The 17928-nt window shown below is 38.3% G+C and carries 18 protein-coding genes and 1 pseudogene; 9 read left to right on the forward strand and 10 right to left on the reverse strand.

Annotation, left to right across the window (positions count from 1 at the left end):
* Positions 1–25 precede the first annotated feature (25 nt).
* The gene (locus tag ACFSW4_RS04035; protein WP_054752650.1) at positions 26–1363 is read left to right on the forward strand and encodes an NCS2 family permease; all 1338 of its coding nucleotides are present in this window, start codon (positions 26–28) and stop codon (positions 1361–1363) included.
* On the opposite strand, the gene ACFSW4_RS04040 is transcribed toward ACFSW4_RS04035, so the two are convergent.
* On the reverse strand, positions 1364–1795 hold the full coding sequence (locus ACFSW4_RS04040; protein ID WP_054752705.1) for an Hsp20/alpha crystallin family protein: 432 nt from the start codon (positions 1793–1795) through the stop codon (positions 1364–1366).
* Positions 1796–1891: 96 nt separating this feature from the next.
* Here ACFSW4_RS04040 and ACFSW4_RS04045 point away from each other — a divergent pair, with 96 nt between their 5' ends.
* Positions 1892–2458: a DUF2179 domain-containing protein gene (locus ACFSW4_RS04045; RefSeq protein ID WP_377327596.1), complete on the forward strand. Its 567-nt coding sequence runs from the start codon at positions 1892–1894 to the stop codon at positions 2456–2458.
* A complete protein-coding gene (locus tag ACFSW4_RS04050) occupies positions 2430–2612 on the forward strand; it encodes an NETI motif-containing protein (RefSeq protein WP_377327598.1) in 183 nt (60 codons plus the stop codon). The genes ACFSW4_RS04045 and ACFSW4_RS04050 overlap by 29 nt, the downstream gene beginning before the upstream one ends.
* A gap of 39 nt (positions 2613–2651) precedes the next feature.
* Here the strand turns inward: ACFSW4_RS04050 and ACFSW4_RS04055 are convergent, their stop codons facing one another.
* On the reverse strand, positions 2652–2891 hold the full coding sequence (locus ACFSW4_RS04055) for a YgaP family membrane protein (RefSeq protein WP_054752646.1): 240 nt from the start codon (positions 2889–2891) through the stop codon (positions 2652–2654).
* A 71-nt stretch (positions 2892–2962) separates the two neighbouring features.
* On the opposite strand from ACFSW4_RS04055, the gene ACFSW4_RS04060 reads away from it, so the two are divergent.
* The 4 genes and pseudogenes from ACFSW4_RS04060 (at position 2963) to ACFSW4_RS04075 (ending at position 7812) form a co-directional block, all read left to right on the forward strand.
* Positions 2963–4708, forward strand: coding sequence for an adenine deaminase C-terminal domain-containing protein (locus ACFSW4_RS04060; protein WP_054752644.1), 1746 nt, complete (start codon positions 2963–2965; stop codon positions 4706–4708).
* Positions 4709–4743: 35 nt separating this feature from the next.
* The gene (locus tag ACFSW4_RS04065) at positions 4744–5808 is read left to right on the forward strand and encodes a DUF3048 domain-containing protein (protein WP_377327600.1); all 1065 of its coding nucleotides are present in this window, start codon (positions 4744–4746) and stop codon (positions 5806–5808) included.
* A 16-nt stretch (positions 5809–5824) separates the two neighbouring features.
* The gene (locus tag ACFSW4_RS04070) at positions 5825–6136 is read left to right on the forward strand and encodes a YerC/YecD family TrpR-related protein (protein ID WP_054752639.1); all 312 of its coding nucleotides are present in this window, start codon (positions 5825–5827) and stop codon (positions 6134–6136) included.
* A 362-nt stretch (positions 6137–6498) separates the two neighbouring features.
* Positions 6499–7812 (forward strand): annotated as a pseudogene (locus ACFSW4_RS04075) (DUF2254 domain-containing protein).
* Between the two features lie 39 nt (positions 7813–7851).
* Here the strand turns inward: ACFSW4_RS04075 and ACFSW4_RS04080 are convergent.
* The 8 genes from ACFSW4_RS04080 to ACFSW4_RS04115 form a co-directional block, all read right to left on the reverse strand.
* Positions 7852–8211 (reverse strand): hypothetical protein, encoded by a 360-nt coding sequence (locus tag ACFSW4_RS04080; protein ID WP_054752637.1) that lies wholly within the window; start codon positions 8209–8211, stop codon positions 7852–7854.
* An 11-nt stretch (positions 8212–8222) separates the two neighbouring features.
* Positions 8223–8447 (reverse strand): helix-turn-helix domain-containing protein, encoded by a 225-nt coding sequence (locus ACFSW4_RS04085; RefSeq protein WP_054752635.1) that lies wholly within the window; start codon positions 8445–8447, stop codon positions 8223–8225.
* Between the two features lie 11 nt (positions 8448–8458).
* Positions 8459–8941 (reverse strand): DUF2975 domain-containing protein, encoded by a 483-nt coding sequence (locus tag ACFSW4_RS04090; RefSeq protein ID WP_377327602.1) that lies wholly within the window; start codon positions 8939–8941, stop codon positions 8459–8461.
* A 180-nt stretch (positions 8942–9121) separates the two neighbouring features.
* On the reverse strand, positions 9122–9931 hold the full coding sequence (locus tag ACFSW4_RS04095) for a nucleotidyltransferase domain-containing protein (protein WP_054752633.1): 810 nt from the start codon (positions 9929–9931) through the stop codon (positions 9122–9124).
* 192 nt (positions 9932–10123) lie between these two features.
* Positions 10124–12046, reverse strand: a complete 1923-nt coding sequence (locus ACFSW4_RS04100) for a heavy metal translocating P-type ATPase (RefSeq protein ID WP_377327604.1) — start codon at positions 12044–12046, stop codon at positions 10124–10126.
* Positions 12047–12252: 206 nt separating this feature from the next.
* Complete coding sequence (locus ACFSW4_RS04105) at positions 12253–12597, reverse strand: fluoride efflux transporter FluC (protein WP_054752632.1); 345 nt, start codon at positions 12595–12597, stop codon at positions 12253–12255.
* Positions 12594–12983, reverse strand: coding sequence for a fluoride efflux transporter FluC (locus ACFSW4_RS04110; RefSeq protein WP_377327606.1), 390 nt, complete (start codon positions 12981–12983; stop codon positions 12594–12596). The genes ACFSW4_RS04105 and ACFSW4_RS04110 overlap by 4 nt, the downstream gene beginning before the upstream one ends.
* Positions 12984–13035: 52 nt before the next feature.
* Entirely contained in the window at positions 13036–14418 is a 1383-nt protein-coding gene (locus ACFSW4_RS04115) for a glycine--tRNA ligase (RefSeq protein WP_377327608.1), read from the reverse strand.
* A gap of 552 nt (positions 14419–14970) precedes the next feature.
* Between ACFSW4_RS04115 and ACFSW4_RS04120 the strand changes: the two genes are divergently transcribed.
* Positions 14971–15666, forward strand: coding sequence for a heptaprenylglyceryl phosphate synthase (locus tag ACFSW4_RS04120; RefSeq protein ID WP_054752703.1), 696 nt, complete (start codon positions 14971–14973; stop codon positions 15664–15666).
* Positions 15667–15679: 13 nt separating this feature from the next.
* Positions 15680–17917, forward strand: coding sequence for a DNA helicase PcrA (pcrA, locus tag ACFSW4_RS04125; protein ID WP_377327610.1), 2238 nt, complete (start codon positions 15680–15682; stop codon positions 17915–17917).
* The last annotated feature ends 11 nt before the right edge of the window (positions 17918–17928 follow it).

Raw genomic sequence — 17928 nt, forward strand, 5'->3', positions numbered from 1 at the left:
TTTCTTCTTTGGGGGAGGAACCACAATGAAGAAGTATTTTAAGTTTGACGAATACGGTACGAACTATCGTAAAGAAACGATGGCAGGGTTAACGACCTTTCTAGCTATGGCCTATATTTTATTTGTTAACCCTAATGTTTTATCTTTAGCTGATATTGAAGAGCTGCCAGCAGGTGTAACGCGAATGGACCCTGGTGCGATCTTCACCGCAACAGCTTTAGCTGCTGCCATCGGTACACTTATTATGGGATTAGTTGCACGTTACCCGATTGCGCTCGCTCCGGGTATGGGTCTAAATGCATTCTTTGCTTACACAGTTGTTTTAGGATTTGGAATCCCGTGGGAAACTGCACTAGCAGGAGTGCTTGCATCAGGATTGATTTTCGTCGTTTTAACCGTTACAGGTGTACGCGAACGAGTGATTAACGCCATTCCTAATAATTTAAAACTAGCGGTTGGTGCTGGAATTGGTTTATTTATTGCCTTTATAGGATTGACAAATGTCGGGATCATTGAAGCGGATCCCGCGACGTTTTTAACGCTTGGTGATTTAACAGAACCACATACACTACTAGCTATTTTTGGTGTGTTTGCGACAGTCATCTTACTCGTTTTAGGCTTTAAAGGTGGAGTCTTCTATGGCATGATTCTGACATCTATAGCTGGAATGGTAGTAGGCCTGATTGATCCGCCAAGTGGGATTAATGGCGTTATTGGCTCTGTTCCTAGTTTAGAGCCTACTTTCGGTGCTGCACTTACGCACTTCGGAAACATTTTCACGTTAGATATGTTAGTCGTTATTTTAACGTTCTTGTTCGTTGACTTTTTCGATACAGCTGGTACATTAGTTGCTGTTGCGACGCAAGGTGGTTTAATGAAAAATGGAAAATTACCTCGTGCTAACCGTGCGCTATTCTCGGATTCAGCGGCAACGGTTGCAGGATCTGTATTAGGTACTTCGACAACAACGTCATTTATTGAATCAACAACAGGGGTTAGTGCAGGAGGACGTACTGGGTTTGCATCCATTGTGACCGCAGCACTCTTCTTACTAGCATTGCTTTTTTCACCTTTATTAAGTGTTGTGACATCAGAAGTAACAGCACCTGCATTAATTATTGTCGGTATTTTAATGGCTGCCAACTTAAAGAATATCGATTGGGATCAATTTGAAATTGCTGTACCAGCCTTTCTAACAGTCATTGCCATGCCGTTAACTTATAGCATTGCAACAGGGATTGCCGTAGGATTTATTTTCTATCCGATTACAATGTTATTAAAAGGCCGAGGTAAAGAGATTCATCCGATCATGTACGGATTATTCGTCATCTTTATTCTTTACTTCATTTTCTTAACGGAGTAATTATTTGTCGCCTTCTTTGATTTGGATCGATTTAGAGCGATGAGAATCATGAACATCTTTATACAAATGAATATAGACAAGGCCATGTTCGTAGCGGGCGTGAATCTTGTCTTCCCTGACTTTATAAGGGAGCTCAATCGACCGGTTGAAGCTCCCTTGTATTATTTCCTCTTGAATAAGTTCATAACCACTCGCTGACAGCTTAATCTCACCTTCAACTTTTAAATGGTAACCATCGATTGCACAGTGAATCTGTTTGATTTGGTTAATTCCGGGAATGTTAATGACACATAAAATTTCATAATCTTTTTTAAATATATTGACTTGTGGGATATTCGGTTTTAAAATACTTTCAAATTCATTCCAAAAAGGTTCTCCGAAAAATTGATCAATGTTCTTTCGCCAGTCATGCATATGTTTAAACGAATTCATCAAGTCGATCATTCCTTTTCTTAATTCTTCTGCATTAACATATGCAAATAGGCGAACAGTTGATATAATAGCTATTACAAAAGAGGTGATGTCCATATGTTGGAAAATGGCATCGTGATGCTCGCAATTATTTTAAGTGTTAATATCATTTACGTCTCATTATTAACCGTACGTATGATCTTTACATTAAAAGGAAAACGGTATATTGCTGCATCCGTTGGTGTATTTGAAATTACAACGTATACACTGGGATTAGGACTTGTTTTAGAAAATTTAGATCAAATACAAAACTTAATTGCTTATGCGTTAGGATTTGGTATTGGGGTCATCACAGGGATGAAGATTGAAGAAAAGCTGGCAATTGGTTATATTACAGTTAACATTATCTCATCTAATCCAGATATACCGTTTACTGAAACCTTAAGAGAAAAAGGTTATGGAGTTACGAGTTGGTATGCATATGGAATGGAAGGAGACCGCCTGGCGATGCAGGTGTTAACTCCAAGGAAATATGAGTTAATGCTTTATGAGACCATCAAAGACATTGACCCTAAAGCATTTATCATTGCTTATGAACCGCGCCAAATCTTTGGAGGCTTCTGGGTTAAGAAAGTTAAAGGGAGTAAATTAAAACGTGAAGAAGAAAAAATACAGAGTGAGTGATTATAAATCGATTAATGAATGTGTCGATCAAATTAAAAAAGATGGATATATGCCTGTGAAACGGTTCGAGAAACCAGTGTTCAAAGAAACAAAAGGTGACCCAGAACCAGTCAGACAGGACATCATATTTGAAGCGGTAAAAGTGGAAGAATAAAATGCCCTGGGTTCAGGGCATTTTTGATAAAGGGTGTAGCTATTTTGACTCTGATTGCTCATGGTGTTGTTCTTGATTCATCTTTTGCTGAACCACATCAGTAACGGGACAATAACGAACAATACCTTCAGCGACTTTCATCGACGACATTAACACAATCATCCAGTAGCTTTGATTCCAAGGACGCTTAACTAACTTTACAGCACCATAAACGGTTAAGAATAACCCTAACGTAATTCGTGTTAATGCGTTAATCGTACCAATGTTTTGTTTTCCCATTTTACCCCTTCCCTTCACAGTTTTAATGTATTAAAATTTGACTATAGATAGTTTTGAAACGGGGGATTTTAATGAATGAACATTTATATAGATGGCGTAATAAGCAACTACGAGAACATGTAGCTGTCATTGACGGCCATCTCGCACCTACAAAAATTTTGAAACAAGCAACCTACTTAAACGTCTACTTAAAGAAATGGTTAACGGCAAATATTTGGATCTATGAAGATCGCATTGTTTATGTAGGCGATGATATGCCTGAACGGACGTCGCAATCAACAGAGATTGTTGATTGTCAAGAACAATATTTAGTTCCAGGCTACGTTGAACCACATGCTCACCCATTTCAGTTATATAATCCCCATTCCTTAGCTGAATATGCACTTAAAACAGGAACAACCACTTTAGTGAATGATAATCTAATGTGGCTTTTATTATTAAATCAAAAGAAAGCGTTTTCTTTATTAGATGAAATGCAGAACTTGCCTGTTTCAATGTTCTGGTGGTCACGTTTTAGTTCACAATCTGAGCTACGTGATGAGTCAGAGTTTCTAGATGATGAAGAAGTCTTAAATTGGCTAAATCACGAAGCCGTCATTCAAGGAGGCGAGCTTACGAACTGGCCTGATATATTGCATGAAGATGAACGAGGTTTGTATTGGATGCAGGAGACAAAGCGTTTAAGAAAAGCTGTAGAAGGGCATTTTCCAGGCGCGTCTAAGAAAACGTTAACGAAAATGAAATTATTAGGGGCTGACGGGGATCACGAGTCCATCTCAGGTGAAGAATTATATCGCCGATTAGAACTAGGTTACTATGCAGCAATTCGTAACAGTTCCATTAGACCCGATTTACGAAACATTCTACAGGATTTAAAAGATTTAAACTTAAACGTGTGGGAGCAGGTCTTATATACAACAGACGGGTCGACTCCTTCATTTTATGAAGAAGGAATTATTAATAAGTGTATTGAAATTGCTATAGAAGAGGGAGTTCCTGTTGAAGAAGCATACGCGATGGCGTCGCTAAACCCGGCAAGGTACTTCTCGCTAGAGCACCGCTTAGGTAGCATTGCACCAGGGCGCGTAGCACATATTAATTTCCTAACAGATAAAGATCAACCAACCCCTGTTTCGGTTCTGGCAAAAGGCGAATGGGCTTTGAAAGATGGAAAAACGATTAATCAACTGCCATCCATTGATTGGGAACAATTCACTCTAACTAAGATGTCATTAGACTGGACGCTAGACTCTGATGAACTACGTTTCTCAATGCCGATTGGTATGGAAATGGTTAATGACGTCATCATGAAACCTTATCCAATCAAATCTGAAGCGGATCAAAACATGTTAGCTAGGTCTAAAAACGAAGCTTATGTGATGTTAATGGACCGAGATGGCGAGTGGCGCGTTTCGACGTTTTTGAAAGGTTTTACTAACCAATTAGGTGGACTAGTTAGTTCCTATTCAAACACGGGTGATATCATTCTAATTGGAAAAAGTAAACGAGATATGAAATTAGCTTTTGATCGTATGCAAGAATTGGGTGGTGGAATCGTGCTGGCTCATGAAGGTGAAATTATTTTCGAGATGCCTCTTGAAATAAAAGGAGTCATGACGGACGCCCCAATGGAAGAACTCATTAAACAAGAGACAGAATTAAAGAAGATTTTGCAAGATTTTGGGTATGCACACAGCGATCCAGTTTATACGTTGCTGTTTTTATCCTCAACACATTTACCGTATATTCGTATTACGCCAGTCGGAATTATGGATGTCTTGAAAAAAGACATACTCTTTCCAGCAATCATGCGTTAAAATAGAAAAAGACTAAAGTCTAGGGGATGTGGAATATGAGAAAGTTTGTGATAATATTATTAATAGCTTTATTCGGCTTTTTGGTAGCCTGTTCTGATAAAGAAAGCCAGGAACCAGTTGAAGAAGAACCTGTAGAAGAACAAACCGAAGAACCAACTGAGCAAGAAGAAGCTGAGGAAACTGACCCAGAAAAAGATGAACCGGAATTTATTTATCCATTAACGGGACTACCAGCTGAAGAAGAGCCGACGAACCGAGCTATAGGTGTTATGGTGAATAACCATAATAAGGCGAGACCACAAACAGGCCTAGTGAAAGCAGATATGGTATATGAGTTTTTAGCGGAAGGACCTATTTCAAGGTTTTTGGCGATTTACCAAAGTGAGATTCCAGATGTAGTCGGACCTGTCAGAAGTGCACGTGAATATTACTATGAAACAGCCGATGCACATGAAGCGATTTACGTCTATCATGGTGCTGCTAATTTCATTGAAAAAGACTTAAGAGCAGGTGTTGTCGATAATATTAATGGAGCCTATTACGATAATGATCAGTTCTTATTTAAGCGTGAATCTTTTAGACAAGCTCCTCACAATTCTTATGTTATGCTGCCAAATGTGTATGAAGTAGCTTCGCGAAACAATATTGAAACTGAGAAAAAACATGAAGCTTGGGACTTTTTATCTGACGAAGAACTAGTTGATGGTAAAGCTGCAAAAGAAGTTAAGATTCGTTATTTTGATAATCTAAAAGTATCATATGTTTATGATCCTTCAACAGAGCGCTATACGCGTTATAGTGATGGAATAAAGTCGACTGATCTAAACACAGAAGAAGCTGTTGAAGTTTCGAATATTTTAGTTTATGAAACCGAACATGAGATTATTGACAATGTAGGGAGACGATTTATTGATCGTGAGTCGGGTGGCGACGGCTATCTAATCCAAAAAGGTAAGATTAAAAAGATTAAATGGAAAAATGTTGATGGTTTGATGAAACCATTTATAGATGGAGAAGTTGCAAAACTTGCACCCGGTAAGACATGGATTAATGTCATACCAAAATCTCCTGGTTTAGACAAAGGCGTAACCTACGAATAATAAGGAGGAACACATCATGCAAATTGATAAATTACGCGGACGTGAATTAGACCAGTTATTTGAAGCAATATTAACTCTAAAAGATGTTGAGGAGTGCTATCGGTTCTTTGACGACGTAGCAACTGTTAATGAAATTCAAGCGTTAGCTCAGCGCCTTGATGTTGCTCGCATGCTACGTGAAGGTCATACGTATCACCGAATCGAGGATGAAACAAGCGCTTCAACGGCAACGATTTCACGTGTTAAACGCTGCTTGAATTATGGCAACGATGCTTATGAATTAGTACTTGATCGTATATATAGTAAAGATGATGAAGATAATAAATAAGAGTAGAAAAGCTTTTGCGGTATAAACGCAAAAGCTTTTTTTATCCTGATCTATTGAGTTAGATCTAGCGCCGGTGAACTTTCGCCACCAGCATTTTATAAGGGAATTTTACTAGACAATTTTTCGGTATACTAGACAATTCAGCGCTTTTACTAAACAAAACAGCGAATTTACTAGACAATTTTAAAGTTTTACTAGACAAAACCGTGAATTTACTAGACAAAGTTCGAAATTTACTAGAAGATTTTTTGAAATACTAGACAAAATTCATTTAACAACTAAATAGGAAAAAATTTCACTTTTAAAATGGCTTCGTGTAGGGAATAAATCAACTATGTCAAAGTTAAGAAAGAAGGACTAAAATGAATAAAGGCAAGTTATGGATTAATGTAAGGGACAGTTTCTGGTTTCTACCAGCCATATATAGCATTTTATCGTTATTAGCTGTAGCAATTATCAGTCTAATGGATCAATGGGTTTTATCAGCCATAAAAAACGATATTCCAACGATCTTTTTAACCGAAAAATCAGTTACTCAGACGATTTATGGATCAATGGTTACAGCTATTCTAACCATGACAACGATTAGCTTCTCTACTATTATGGTCGTGTTGTCTACGTATAGCACGCAATTTTCACCGCGAACTTTACAAGATTTTATGAAAAGCAGGGTGACTCAGCACGTTTTAGGAGTTTTCTCATTTGGGTTTATCTTTTCTCTTGTGAACTTATTTTTAGTAGGTAAAGACCCAAGCTCTGCTTTGTTCAGTCCATTTTTTGCAATAGTTGTATCCATCATTTGTTTGGCATTCTTTTTACTATTCATTCACCACTCATCACGATTTTTGAAGGTGAATAATTTAATTGGTTCTATACGTTCAGATACTTCAAAACTCATTCAAAGGACTTTTCAGGAGAAAGAGTATCATGAATATTGTGATTGGAACGAATCAGATTTAAATCAATTAGAGAAAGAGTCATCAGAAGTAATCAAAGCAAAGAAATCAGGCTACGTACAAAGCATCCAATTTAAACCATTAATCGATTGGGCACAGCAGAACAATGTAGTCCTTGAGGCAAACTTTTTTGTCGGAGAATATATTCAAAAGGGAATGGATTTATTTTACTATTGGGACCAAGGAGAAAATGAAATATCTAATTTACATGAATGTCTGGAGTATGTCTTGGTGGGTAATTAAAGAGCAGATACTCAAGACGTCGAGTTTTCCATTCAAAAGCTGGTCGAGATTGCTGTACGGGCTATATCCCCAAGTTTAAATGATCCGCATACGGCAACTAACTGTATTAACCGCATTGGGTCATTGCTTATCGAACTAGGGTCTGTATATGAACCTATTCGGTATTTCGCAGATGATGATGAAAATCTAAGAATCATAGTAGATCCATTGACTTTTGAAGAGTATCTGTATAAAAGCTTCTATCAAATTCGACTGTACGGATATCACGATATTTCAGTGATGAATAGTGTGATTGAAGTTCTTTATAAGATGGCTCATGTCCATGGAGATCGAATTAAACATGATGTTTGGCGGTTTGGAAAGTATATGATTAAGGCAGTAGATGTTGAAAATATGGATGAGCTAGATTTTAATCATTTTAATCATCAAGTCCAGAAGTTAGGTGCGGCCTGCGATGAAGAAATTCAACTTAGGTAAACAAAAAAAGTCAGATAACGTTTTGGTTATCTGACTTTTTTACATCCGAGTAATCCCGTGTATGAATATAGAGAAAGCAAAGCTTATGAATGATAGTCCACCTAATGGAATAGCAAAGGACATGTTATTTCTTAGTTCGAACAATGCTACTGTAGCACCTATTACAGATAACCCTATCCATAATGGAAGGAATATTACATCTGTGACATGATAAGGAAGTAAAGTATAAAAGCCTGATAAGAATAAGGTCCAGTGCAAAAGGATTAAACTAAATGCGAATAAGGTCCATTTATTAGGTGATGCGCCTTTACCGTATTTTATAAATGAATAAATCGGTAATCCAATCATGATTAAAAACAATAAGACAAACAGACTTAACAAAATTAATGTAATCCCCATAACGCTCATTCCTACTGGTCCGGAGTTTCTTCATCTTCACGATATTCCAATATATCCCCAGGCTGGCAATCTAATGCCTTACAAATTGCTTCTAAAGTTGAGAAACGAATGGCTTTTGCTTTGCCATTTTTTAATATAGAAAGGTTAGCCATCGTGATTCCAACTCTTTCAGACAGTTCGGTTACACTCATTTTCCTTTTAGCCAGCATGACATCAACGTTTATGATAATCGCCATGTGTATTCACCTCAGACCGTTAATTCATTTTCTTTTTTATAATTAATTGCCTGTTGTAACAACTTTTGTAGAACAGCCGCAAAAACTGCAACAACTATTGACGCAGCTATAATAATCATACCAATTAAAATTATTCCAGGTGCGTCATCCCGTTCAGCTACTAAATAAAATAAAGGCATTCCGAATATATACAAGGTCCCAAGAGTGACAGCACTTAACTTAATCGTTTTTAAAGCGTGGACAGATAACTCAGAAAAAGCAAGATTCTGATCAATAAAGTTTAACAGTTTAAAAGCTTGGTATAAAGCATAATAAAAAGGTATGGCCGTCACATAAAAGAACACAATGACAAGATATTTTATAAATTCCATTTCAGGGTATAGTTCAGCTGCGAAGTCTCCAATATTAGGAACTAAAAAGATACACAAAGCTAAAACTGGAAGACCAAGTAGGATGACAGCTAAACGTAAGAAAAGCGTTGAACCATTTTTCATCACACACACCTCACATTTTGTTGTAGGTTCATTATAGTATGTTTTTTATCGTTTATCAATAAAAAGTTATTGAATAAAATTACGAAATTACTATTAATTTATTGACTTAATCAAACACAAAAAACTTGGGTAAGACCCAAGCTTATGTATGTTATTTATTTTTAAAATACTTTGGATTTATTAATGAATTTGGGCTTCATTTGTAAAGTTTGCACCAGCCCATTCTCCTTCATTTTTAAACAACTCAATGACAACCTTTTGATCCTTCGGCGGATTATCTATCCAGTCGAGCAGGGTGCGAATGATCGGTTCTTTTTCTGGAAAGTAAATAAGAAAGACTTTGGACTGTTCGTCAAGTCGTGTCGTCCAAATTTGAGAACGTACCATCACCATTGTGTAGTATGTTCGAATGAGTTTACGAGCGAAGTTTTGTGTAAATGTTTTAAAGTCTTTCTTAGAAGCTGTTTCTAATCTATTAAGTGTCCTGTTTAGAACATCATTAATATCACCATTAAAACGGATGGCAATTTCTGGTGTAAGTTTATATGGATCAAACCGTTCTCCTAAATCCTCACCATACACACAAACACAGAGTTCCTTAAGGAATGCATTTTCATAATAATTAGTAGGGTCAACTATGTAGTCGTAATCTGCTACAGCTATACCAACATCACGAACTAAAGAACGATACTTTTCAGACAATATCCCAGCAAGTTTCTTTAACTCACCTAATTGATCAGAACTCAGTTTAGAATTGAACATGGCAATAAGATCTAAATCTGACTTTTTTACGATGGCTTCACCTCTTGCTACACTACCGTACACATAAACACTGTGCAAGTGTTGGCGGAATGAACTCTTGAGGCTCACGATAGAATCTTGTATGCAAGAAGCATAGATATCACCAATTTTGTCTTTGCTAACATCACTGACTATATAACCATGATCATCTAGACCATAACCGGCTTTTAAACGTTTTATTTTAACCATCGCCCTTCTCCTAGCATTTCACTAATTATATCATTAAAAAAATGCATCTAAACGAGTATTTACTGAGTAAACTATTTGTTAGTTACTTTTAAACTTTATGTTATTCTTTAAAAGGTTATCCTTAATAAACTCGTTGATACCCGTGTCAGATCTCATATAAAAAGGAACCTCGCGCGCGAGGTTCCTTACCTATTACCCTCTTAATAGTCGAAGACCATTCAAGATCACGAGAATTGTACTACCTTCATGGCCGATGACGCCTAATGGAAGTGTTAAGCTTTGAGCAAAGTTAGCTGTGATTAATAGAATAATAACAGCAATTGAGAAGACGAGATTTTGTTTAATGATTCGGTTCAGTTTTGTTGATAGTTTGTAAGAGCGTTCAATTTTGTGTAGTTCGCTGTTCATCAAGACTAAGTCCGATGTTTCAATGGCGACGTCTGTTCCATTGCCCATTGCGATTCCAATATCGGCTTTCGCCATAGCCGGTGCATCATTCACACCATCGCCGACCATGGCGACAGACCCGTAAGCTTCTCTAAGTTTTTCAATTTGTAAAACCTTCTCCTCTGGTAAACATTCCGAAATCCATTCTTTCAAGCCGGCTTCATGACCAATTGAAGCGGCAGTCTGTTCATGATCACCGGTGATCATGATTGTTTTAACACCTTGTTGATTTAAAAATTGAATGAGCGCCTTGGCTTCTGGTCTAATCTGGTCTTTGACGCCAATCACAGCAACCAACTTATCATCTTTAGCCACATAGACAACAGTTTTCCCTTCGCTTTGAAGTAATTCACGTTTTTTACGTAATAAATCTGGAAAAACCTCCACCTTCTCAATAAGTCGTTCGTTTCCGAGCATCCATACATTGTCACCAATCACTGCTCTAACTCCCTGTCCAGGTATGTCTTCAGTTGACTGTACAGACACTTGCCTAGTACTGCCACGAGTTTCAGCAAACGAGACAATCGCACGTGCTAATGGGTGACTCGACTGTTTTTCAATCGCTAGGATGTTTTGTAAAATATTTTCGTCATCTATTACAGTTTCAAAGTCCGTAACCTCTGGCTCGCCTTTTGTAATTGTTCCTGTTTTATCAAAAGCAACAGCTTTAACTTTAGATAGCTTTTCTAAGTAGGTGCCACCTTTCATTAAAACACCATTTCTTGCTCCTGAACTGATTGCAGATAATAATGCAGGCATGATGGAGGCGACGACTGCACAAGGTGATGCAACTACTAGTAACACCATGGCTCGGTAAAAGGTTTGGTCAAAACTCCAGTCAAAAGCGAAGGGTGGTATGACGAGCATGAGTGATACGACGACTAATACAGTAATAACATACGGGCCTTCAATTTTTTCTATCAACTGTTGGGAGGGAGGGCGATTTCCTTTAGCTTCTTCAACAAGACGAATCATCTTTTGAAATAGCGAATCTTCATCCTTTTTGGTCACTTCAACAACAATTGAACCACTTCCATTCATTGTCCCGTTAAACACTTCATCCCCAACGTCTTTATTGACAGGCATCGATTCACCTGTAATTGTAGACTCATCAATGGATGTAATCCCGCTCATAATTTTTCCATCTGCAGGGACACGCTCACCATTTCTAATTAGAATTCTATCTCCTATTTCAAGCTGACTAACCCTGACTGGAGTGACTGTATCATGCTCGGTTATTAGGTTTGCTTCTTCTGGTGCTAGTTTAATAAGTTTGGATAGATCTTTTTCACTTTTTTGTAGAGAGTAAGTTTCCAGTGCTCCACTTAATGAAAAGATGAAAATCAGGATAGCACCTTCATGCCAGTAGCCAATTGATGCAGCCCCGACAGCTGCAATAATCATTAAAATCTCAACGTTTAAGCTTTTATCATAAATGAGATCTTCAATTCCTTCTTTTGCTTTATAGTATCCGCCTATTATGTAGGCCAGAACATAAAGCATCGCTACCCAAACGCCATTTGCTTGATTTATTTCACTTAAGTAAGCAAGTAATAGTAAAAGTCCACCAACAATAGCAAAAATAAGTTCTCTGTGAATCGACAATTTCTCCAAAAACGGTTGTTTATAAGTATTGGATAATTCCATCACATTCCCCTCCCAATTCATGTGTAAGTGTTTGAAACTTGCAGATAATGACTTGTAGCTAATTTCGGAAAACTTACAGGTAATTTCAATTAACTCGCAGGCAAATCGTTAAAACCTGTAGCTAAATCAAAAAGCATGCAGGTGAACACTTTTTTATAAAAATTATTACTTTATAATTATTATAAATAAATAATAACACACTTCACCCTGGGTGGTAAGTGTTTTGCTTAAAATAGGAAAAATGTAAGGGTGAAGGATAGGATTGAGCCTAGAATAGTAGTGGTGAGATATAATATGAAGGTGATCCATTGTTGTTCTTGAATGAGCTTCATGGACTCAACGCAAAAGGTTGAAAAGGTTGTAAACGCACCTAGAAAGCCAACTGCGAAAAATGTATAAACATATTGAGTTTCTATGAAAATGGCCATTACAATGCCGAGAAGTGCTGAGCCAATTAGGTTAATAACAAGTGTCGAAAAAGGGAAGGGGTGCTTTTTCTCGAACAAGTTGACGACTTCAAAACGGCTAATGGCTCCAAGTGCGCCGCCTAGGGCCAGAATCAATAGGTTCATGCTGCTTGGCCCCTTTCGTATATGTTTTTAATAATCCAAAAGCCGAGCATGGCTAATAAAATACCACCAATTACTGAAGCTAGAACATATGCTAAAAATTGAAAGGCCGACGTTGATAACAATATAGTGGCATCGGCAGCGAACATCGACATGGTTGTAAAAGAACCACAAAACCCGACGCCAAATAATAAATGAAGCGTGTTATTTTTTCTGAAAAATAAGTAGGCCGTAAAACCTCCTAATAGTAAACTTCCGACTAGATTGACGATTAAGGTGCCTGTTGGGAAAGAGGAAAAGCTAAAAAATTCAGCGATGCCTCCTCTAGCTAGTGTCCCTGTAGCACCACCTAAGCCTACCCACAGCCAATCCGATAGACGTGCTTTCATCATGATTCCTCCGTATACTTAAAGCCCCTACTTGATGTAGAGGCTTTGAAGTTTAGTATTTCACTTTGTCTTGTAAGAAAGTTTTTAGTTCAGATATTGGCATACGCTTCTGTTCCATCGTGTCACGGTCGCGTACGGTGACTTGGCCGTCTTCTTTTGAATCAAAGTCATACGTAATACAAAATGGCGTTCCGATTTCGTCGTGACGTCGGTAACGTTTACCGATTGATCCTGACTCATCATAATCGACCATGAAGTCTTGAGATAGATCAGCGAATACTTCTTGAGCCTCTTCGCTTAGCTTTTTAGATAAAGGAAAGACTGATGCTTTAAATGGTGCAACGGCTGGATGGAACTTCATTACCGTACGAGATGTGCCATCTTCAAGTTCTTCTTCCACATATGCATCTGCTAAGAAAGCTAATGCAAGGCGGTCTGCGCCTAATGCGGGTTCAATGACATAGGGTACATAGCGCTCATTTGTTTGCTGATCGATGTATTGCATATCTTCACCTGAGTGTTCAGCATGCTTGCTTAAGTCGTAATCTGTGCGAGAGGCGATTCCCCATAACTCACCCCAACCGAATGGGAACTGATACTCTAAATCAGTTGTCGCATTACTATAATGAGATAGCTCTTCAGAATCGTGTTCGCGACGGCGGATTCTGTCATTATCTAACCCTAAATCTGTTAACCAGTTGTGGCAGAAGTCTAACCAGTAGTTATACCACTCCATCTCTTCACCTGGTTTACAGAAGAATTCCATCTCCATTTGTTCGAATTCACGTGTACGGAAAATGAAGTTACCTGGCGTGATTTCGTTACGGAAACTTTTGCCGATTTGTGCGATACCGAAAGGCAGTTTTTTACGCATCGAACGTTGAACGTTCTTAAAGTTAACAAAAATACCTTGCGCTGTTTCAGGACGCATATAAATTTCATCTGAAGAATCCTCTGTGACACCTTGATGAGTTTTAAACATTAAGTTGAACTGACGGATATCCGTAAAGTTGCTTGAACCACAGTTCGGGCACGTTATGCCTTCTTTCTTAATAATTTTTTCTAACTCGTCAAAAGGTAACCCATCGACTACACGTTCTTCACCTTTCGCTTCAAAGTGGTTTTCGATGAGGTGGTCAGCGCGGTGGCGTGATTTACAGTCTTTACAGTCAATCATAGGGTCGTTAAAGTTACCTAAGTGACCTGATGCTTCCCAAGTCTTTGGGTTCATTAAAATAGCAGCATCTAATCCGACATTGTAAGGTGACTGCTGGACGAATTTTTTCCACCATGCGTCTTTTAAGTTTTTCTTGACTTCGACACCTAATGGGCCGTAATCCCAAGTGTTGGCTAGGCCTCCGTAGATTTCAGAGCCTTGAAAAACAAATCCACGATGTTTAGCGTGATTGACTAATTGTTCCATATCTTTTGCCATTGTAATTGGCCTCCCTTTTAAGTGATATCATTTTGTTTCGCTACAGGCGGACGCTTTCCTGAGGGCGCGGTCTTAACTTCACGAAACTCACATCGTTCGTTTCGCGTGATTTTCGCCTCGCGCTAATCCTCTAGGAGTCGCCGCCTTTCGCTTCACTTACAACGCACCATTGTTATAGAACCAATAATGCTTATAAACTAAAAAACTCCCGTCCACATGGGCTTAACCAGCCCAGGGACGAGAGTGTATCTCCCGCGGTTCCACCCTGATTGACATGCCAAGCATGCCCTCTTTCAGAACGAAAACTCCAGGTTGCCTTTTCACTAAACTATACTTTCAGGCTCTCACCATCCCTGAATCGCTATGAGCATCGAGCTTAGCTACTATTAACCCTTCAACGTTTTATGTAATTGATATCTTATATTAGCATATTGTACCACGCTTCTCAACTTTTATAAACAAAATATTAACACTATATGAAACCCTCAAATTGAGCTTTAATTTCTGATATAATGAGAAGGTGAAGTAGTCAGTTGGAGGAATGAAATCGTGATCGAAGACTTTAGCACGTGGAGACATATATTTAAACTTGATCCAAACAAGGAAATATCAGATGAAGATTTAGAAGCGATTTGCGAGTCGGGAACGGATGCCATCATAGTCGGCGGAACGGATGATGTGACGCTAGATGATGTCATCAATATGCTAGCTAGAGTTAGACGGTATACTGTTCCGTGTATTTTAGAAGTATCCAATATTGAGTCGGTAACTCCTGGATTTGATTTTTATTTTATCCCAATGGTGCTGAACAGTGAAGATCGTAAATGGATTATTGGACTGCACCAAGAAGCGGTTAAAACTTATGGCGAGTTTATCGAATGGGAAGAATTATTAACAGAGGGCTATATTATGCTCAATTCTAATTCAAAAGCTTATAGGTACACCAATTCAATTCCATTAGATGATGATGACGTCGTGGCATATGCTCAAACTGCTGAGAAACTCATGCGGCTTCCATTCGTCTACTTAGAATATAGCGGGACTTATGGCAATCCAGATTTAGTCCAAAACGTTCATGAAGCTTTGGATAATGCTGTGTTAATCTATGGTGGCGGTATTCAAACGAAGCAACAAGCAACTGAAATGGCGGAACGGTCAGATATTGTGGTTGTCGGTAACGTCATTTATGAAGATATCAAAGCAGCACTCCGGACGGTACATGCTGTTAAGAAAGTGAATTCGAAATAAAGGTGGGTCAAAGTTGAGTTTAACAGCCAATGAAATTTTAAGTGGCATGAACAAACCGCAACAAGAAGCGGTGCAACATACAGAAGGGCCATTACTAATCATGGCAGGTGCTGGTAGTGGTAAAACACGTGTTCTTACACATCGCATTGCATATTTATTAGCTGAAAAAGATGTAAATCCATACAACATTTTGGCCATTACGTTTACGAACAAGGCAGCTCGTGAGATGAAGGATCGTGTGGAACGTTTAGTTGGTGATGAAGCAAAAAATATTATCATGTCCACCTTCCACTCGCTTTGCGTTAGGATCTTGCGCCGTGATGGAGACAGAATCGGCATTGACCGTAACTTTGCTATTTATGACATGACTGATCAGCTTCAGGCCGTGAAAGAGTCATTACGTATGAATAATGTTGATTCTAAGCAGTATAATCCTAAAGCTGTTTTATTTGCGATTAGTGCTGCCAAAAATCAGCTTAAAACACCTCAAGTAATGAAAAATGAGGCTAATAACTATTACGAAGAAGTCATTGCACAACTATATGAAACGTATCAAGCTATTTTAAGGAAGAATCAGGCGCTTGATTTTGATGGTTTAATTATGGAGACGTTTCATTTATTTGATCGTGTGCCAGAGACTCTTAAGTTTTATCAAAACCGTTTCCAGTACATACATGTCGATGAGTATCAAGATACGAACAGAGCGCAGTATCAACTTGTTAAACTATTGGCTTCTCGATTTAAAAACTTATGCGTTGTTGGTGATTCCGATCAGTCGATTTATAAATGGCGCGGGGCGGATATTTATAATATTTTATCGTTTGAAGAGGATTACCCGAATGCGAAGGTGATTTTACTTGAACAAAACTATCGTTCAACAAAAACGATTTTAGGTGCAGCAAATACTGTGATTGAACACAATACGTCAAGAAAACCTAAAGAATTATGGACGGACAACCCTGATGGGACACAAATCAGACTTTATGAAGCGTATGATGAGCGTCAGGAGGCTCGTTATGTCATAGATCAAATCCAAGAAATTTTAGATGAAGGTAAAAGGGATTATCGTGATTTCGCTATTCTGTATCGTACGAATGCACAGTCACGTGCGATGGAGGATGTTTTGATGAAATCAAACATTCCGTATCAAATCATTGGCGGGACGAAATTCTATGACCGTAAGGAAATTAAGGATCTACTTGCATATTTGAGACTAATCGCAAACCCCCATGATGATATCAGCTTTTTAAGAGTGGTTAATGTACCTAAACGAGGGATTGGTAAGTCTTCAATTGAAAAACTACAAGTACATGCTGAAATGACTGATCAATCGTTATATGATGCTATTCGAGATTCAGATTTTGCCGGTATATCAAAAAAGGCAGTCAATCAGCTTCATCACTTTAGACAGCTAATTGAACAGTGGCGCAAGCAACAAGAGTTTTTAACGGTCACAGATTTAGTGCAAGAAGTGTTAACGCGCTCAGGCTATGAAGAGGAGCTGAAAAAGGATAAGTCTCTAGAGGCTCAGGGCCGTTTAGAAAACTTAGATGAATTTAAAACCGTTACTAAACAGTTCGAAGAAACAAATGAGGAAGACCAGTCATTAATTGCGTTTTTAACAGATTTAGCATTAGTATCTGATTTAGATCAAGCAGATGATGAAACAGATAATAAAGTGACGCTTATGACGCTACACTCAGCTAAAGGGCTAGAGTTTCCAATTGTTTTCTTAATTGGGCTAGAAGAGAATATTTTTCCTCACAGTCGTTCACTATTTGATGAAGAGGAGATGGAAGAAGAGCGTCGTTTAGCTTATGTAGGTATTACTCGTGCTGAGCAGTTATTATATATCACCTATGCATCATCACGTACGTTCTTTGGACGCAGGCAAAGTAATCAGCCTAGTCGTTTTATAGATGAAATTCCATCTGAGCTTATAGAACGAGAAGGCACGCTAAGTAATATGACGTTTGAATCTGGTGGAAGTTTAGAACAGGCTATGAACCAGCTATCGTCAAGGTCAGAACAACCGAAACCAAAACGTTACGCAAAGAAAATTAACCCAGCTCCAACCACCCCACAAAACTGGAATCCTGGAGATAAAGTTGAGCATAAAAAGTGGGGAGTCGGTACGATCGTCAAGGTTGTTGGTGATGGTGATAACCAAGAATTAGATATCGCATTTCCATCTCCAGTTGGCGTGAAGCGTTTGTTAGCTAATTTTGCTCCGGTTAATAAAATTGAATAAAAGAGGTGGCC

The organism is Piscibacillus salipiscarius, from assembly GCF_042685285.1.
Lineage (GTDB): Bacteria > Bacillota > Bacilli > Bacillales > Alkalibacillaceae > Piscibacillus > Piscibacillus salipiscarius.

Bases quoted from the DNA above. Each gene is read 5' to 3' on its own strand.
- ACFSW4_RS04115 (WP_377327608.1), bottom strand. From the start codon at position 14,418: ATGGCAAAAGATATGGAACAATTAGTCAATCACGCTAAACATCGTGGA.
- ACFSW4_RS04110 (WP_377327606.1), bottom strand. From the start codon at position 12,983: ATGAAAGCACGTCTATCGGATTGGCTGTGGGTAGGCTTAGGTGGTGCT.
- ACFSW4_RS04090 (WP_377327602.1), bottom strand. From the start codon at position 8,941: ATGAAAAATGGTTCAACGCTTTTCTTACGTTTAGCTGTCATCCTACTT.
- ACFSW4_RS04065 (WP_377327600.1), top strand. From the start codon at position 4,744: ATGAGAAAGTTTGTGATAATATTATTAATAGCTTTATTCGGCTTTTTG.
- ACFSW4_RS04105 (WP_054752632.1), bottom strand. From the start codon at position 12,597: ATGAACCTATTGATTCTGGCCCTAGGCGGCGCACTTGGAGCCATTAGC.
- ACFSW4_RS04045 (WP_377327596.1), top strand. From the start codon at position 1,892: ATGTTGGAAAATGGCATCGTGATGCTCGCAATTATTTTAAGTGTTAAT.
- ACFSW4_RS04070 (WP_054752639.1), top strand. From the start codon at position 5,825: ATGCAAATTGATAAATTACGCGGACGTGAATTAGACCAGTTATTTGAA.
- ACFSW4_RS04080 (WP_054752637.1), bottom strand. From the start codon at position 8,211: ATGGGGATTACATTAATTTTGTTAAGTCTGTTTGTCTTATTGTTTTTA.
- ACFSW4_RS04100 (WP_377327604.1), bottom strand. From the start codon at position 12,046: ATGAATTGGGAGGGGAATGTGATGGAATTATCCAATACTTATAAACAA.
- ACFSW4_RS04035 (WP_054752650.1), top strand. From the start codon at position 26: ATGAAGAAGTATTTTAAGTTTGACGAATACGGTACGAACTATCGTAAA.
- ACFSW4_RS04040 (WP_054752705.1), bottom strand. From the start codon at position 1,795: ATGAATTCGTTTAAACATATGCATGACTGGCGAAAGAACATTGATCAA.
- ACFSW4_RS04055 (WP_054752646.1), bottom strand. From the start codon at position 2,891: ATGGGAAAACAAAACATTGGTACGATTAACGCATTAACACGAATTACG.
- ACFSW4_RS04095 (WP_054752633.1), bottom strand. From the start codon at position 9,931: ATGGTTAAAATAAAACGTTTAAAAGCCGGTTATGGTCTAGATGATCAT.
- ACFSW4_RS04060 (WP_054752644.1), top strand. From the start codon at position 2,963: ATGAATGAACATTTATATAGATGGCGTAATAAGCAACTACGAGAACAT.
- ACFSW4_RS04085 (WP_054752635.1), bottom strand. From the start codon at position 8,447: ATGGCGATTATCATAAACGTTGATGTCATGCTGGCTAAAAGGAAAATG.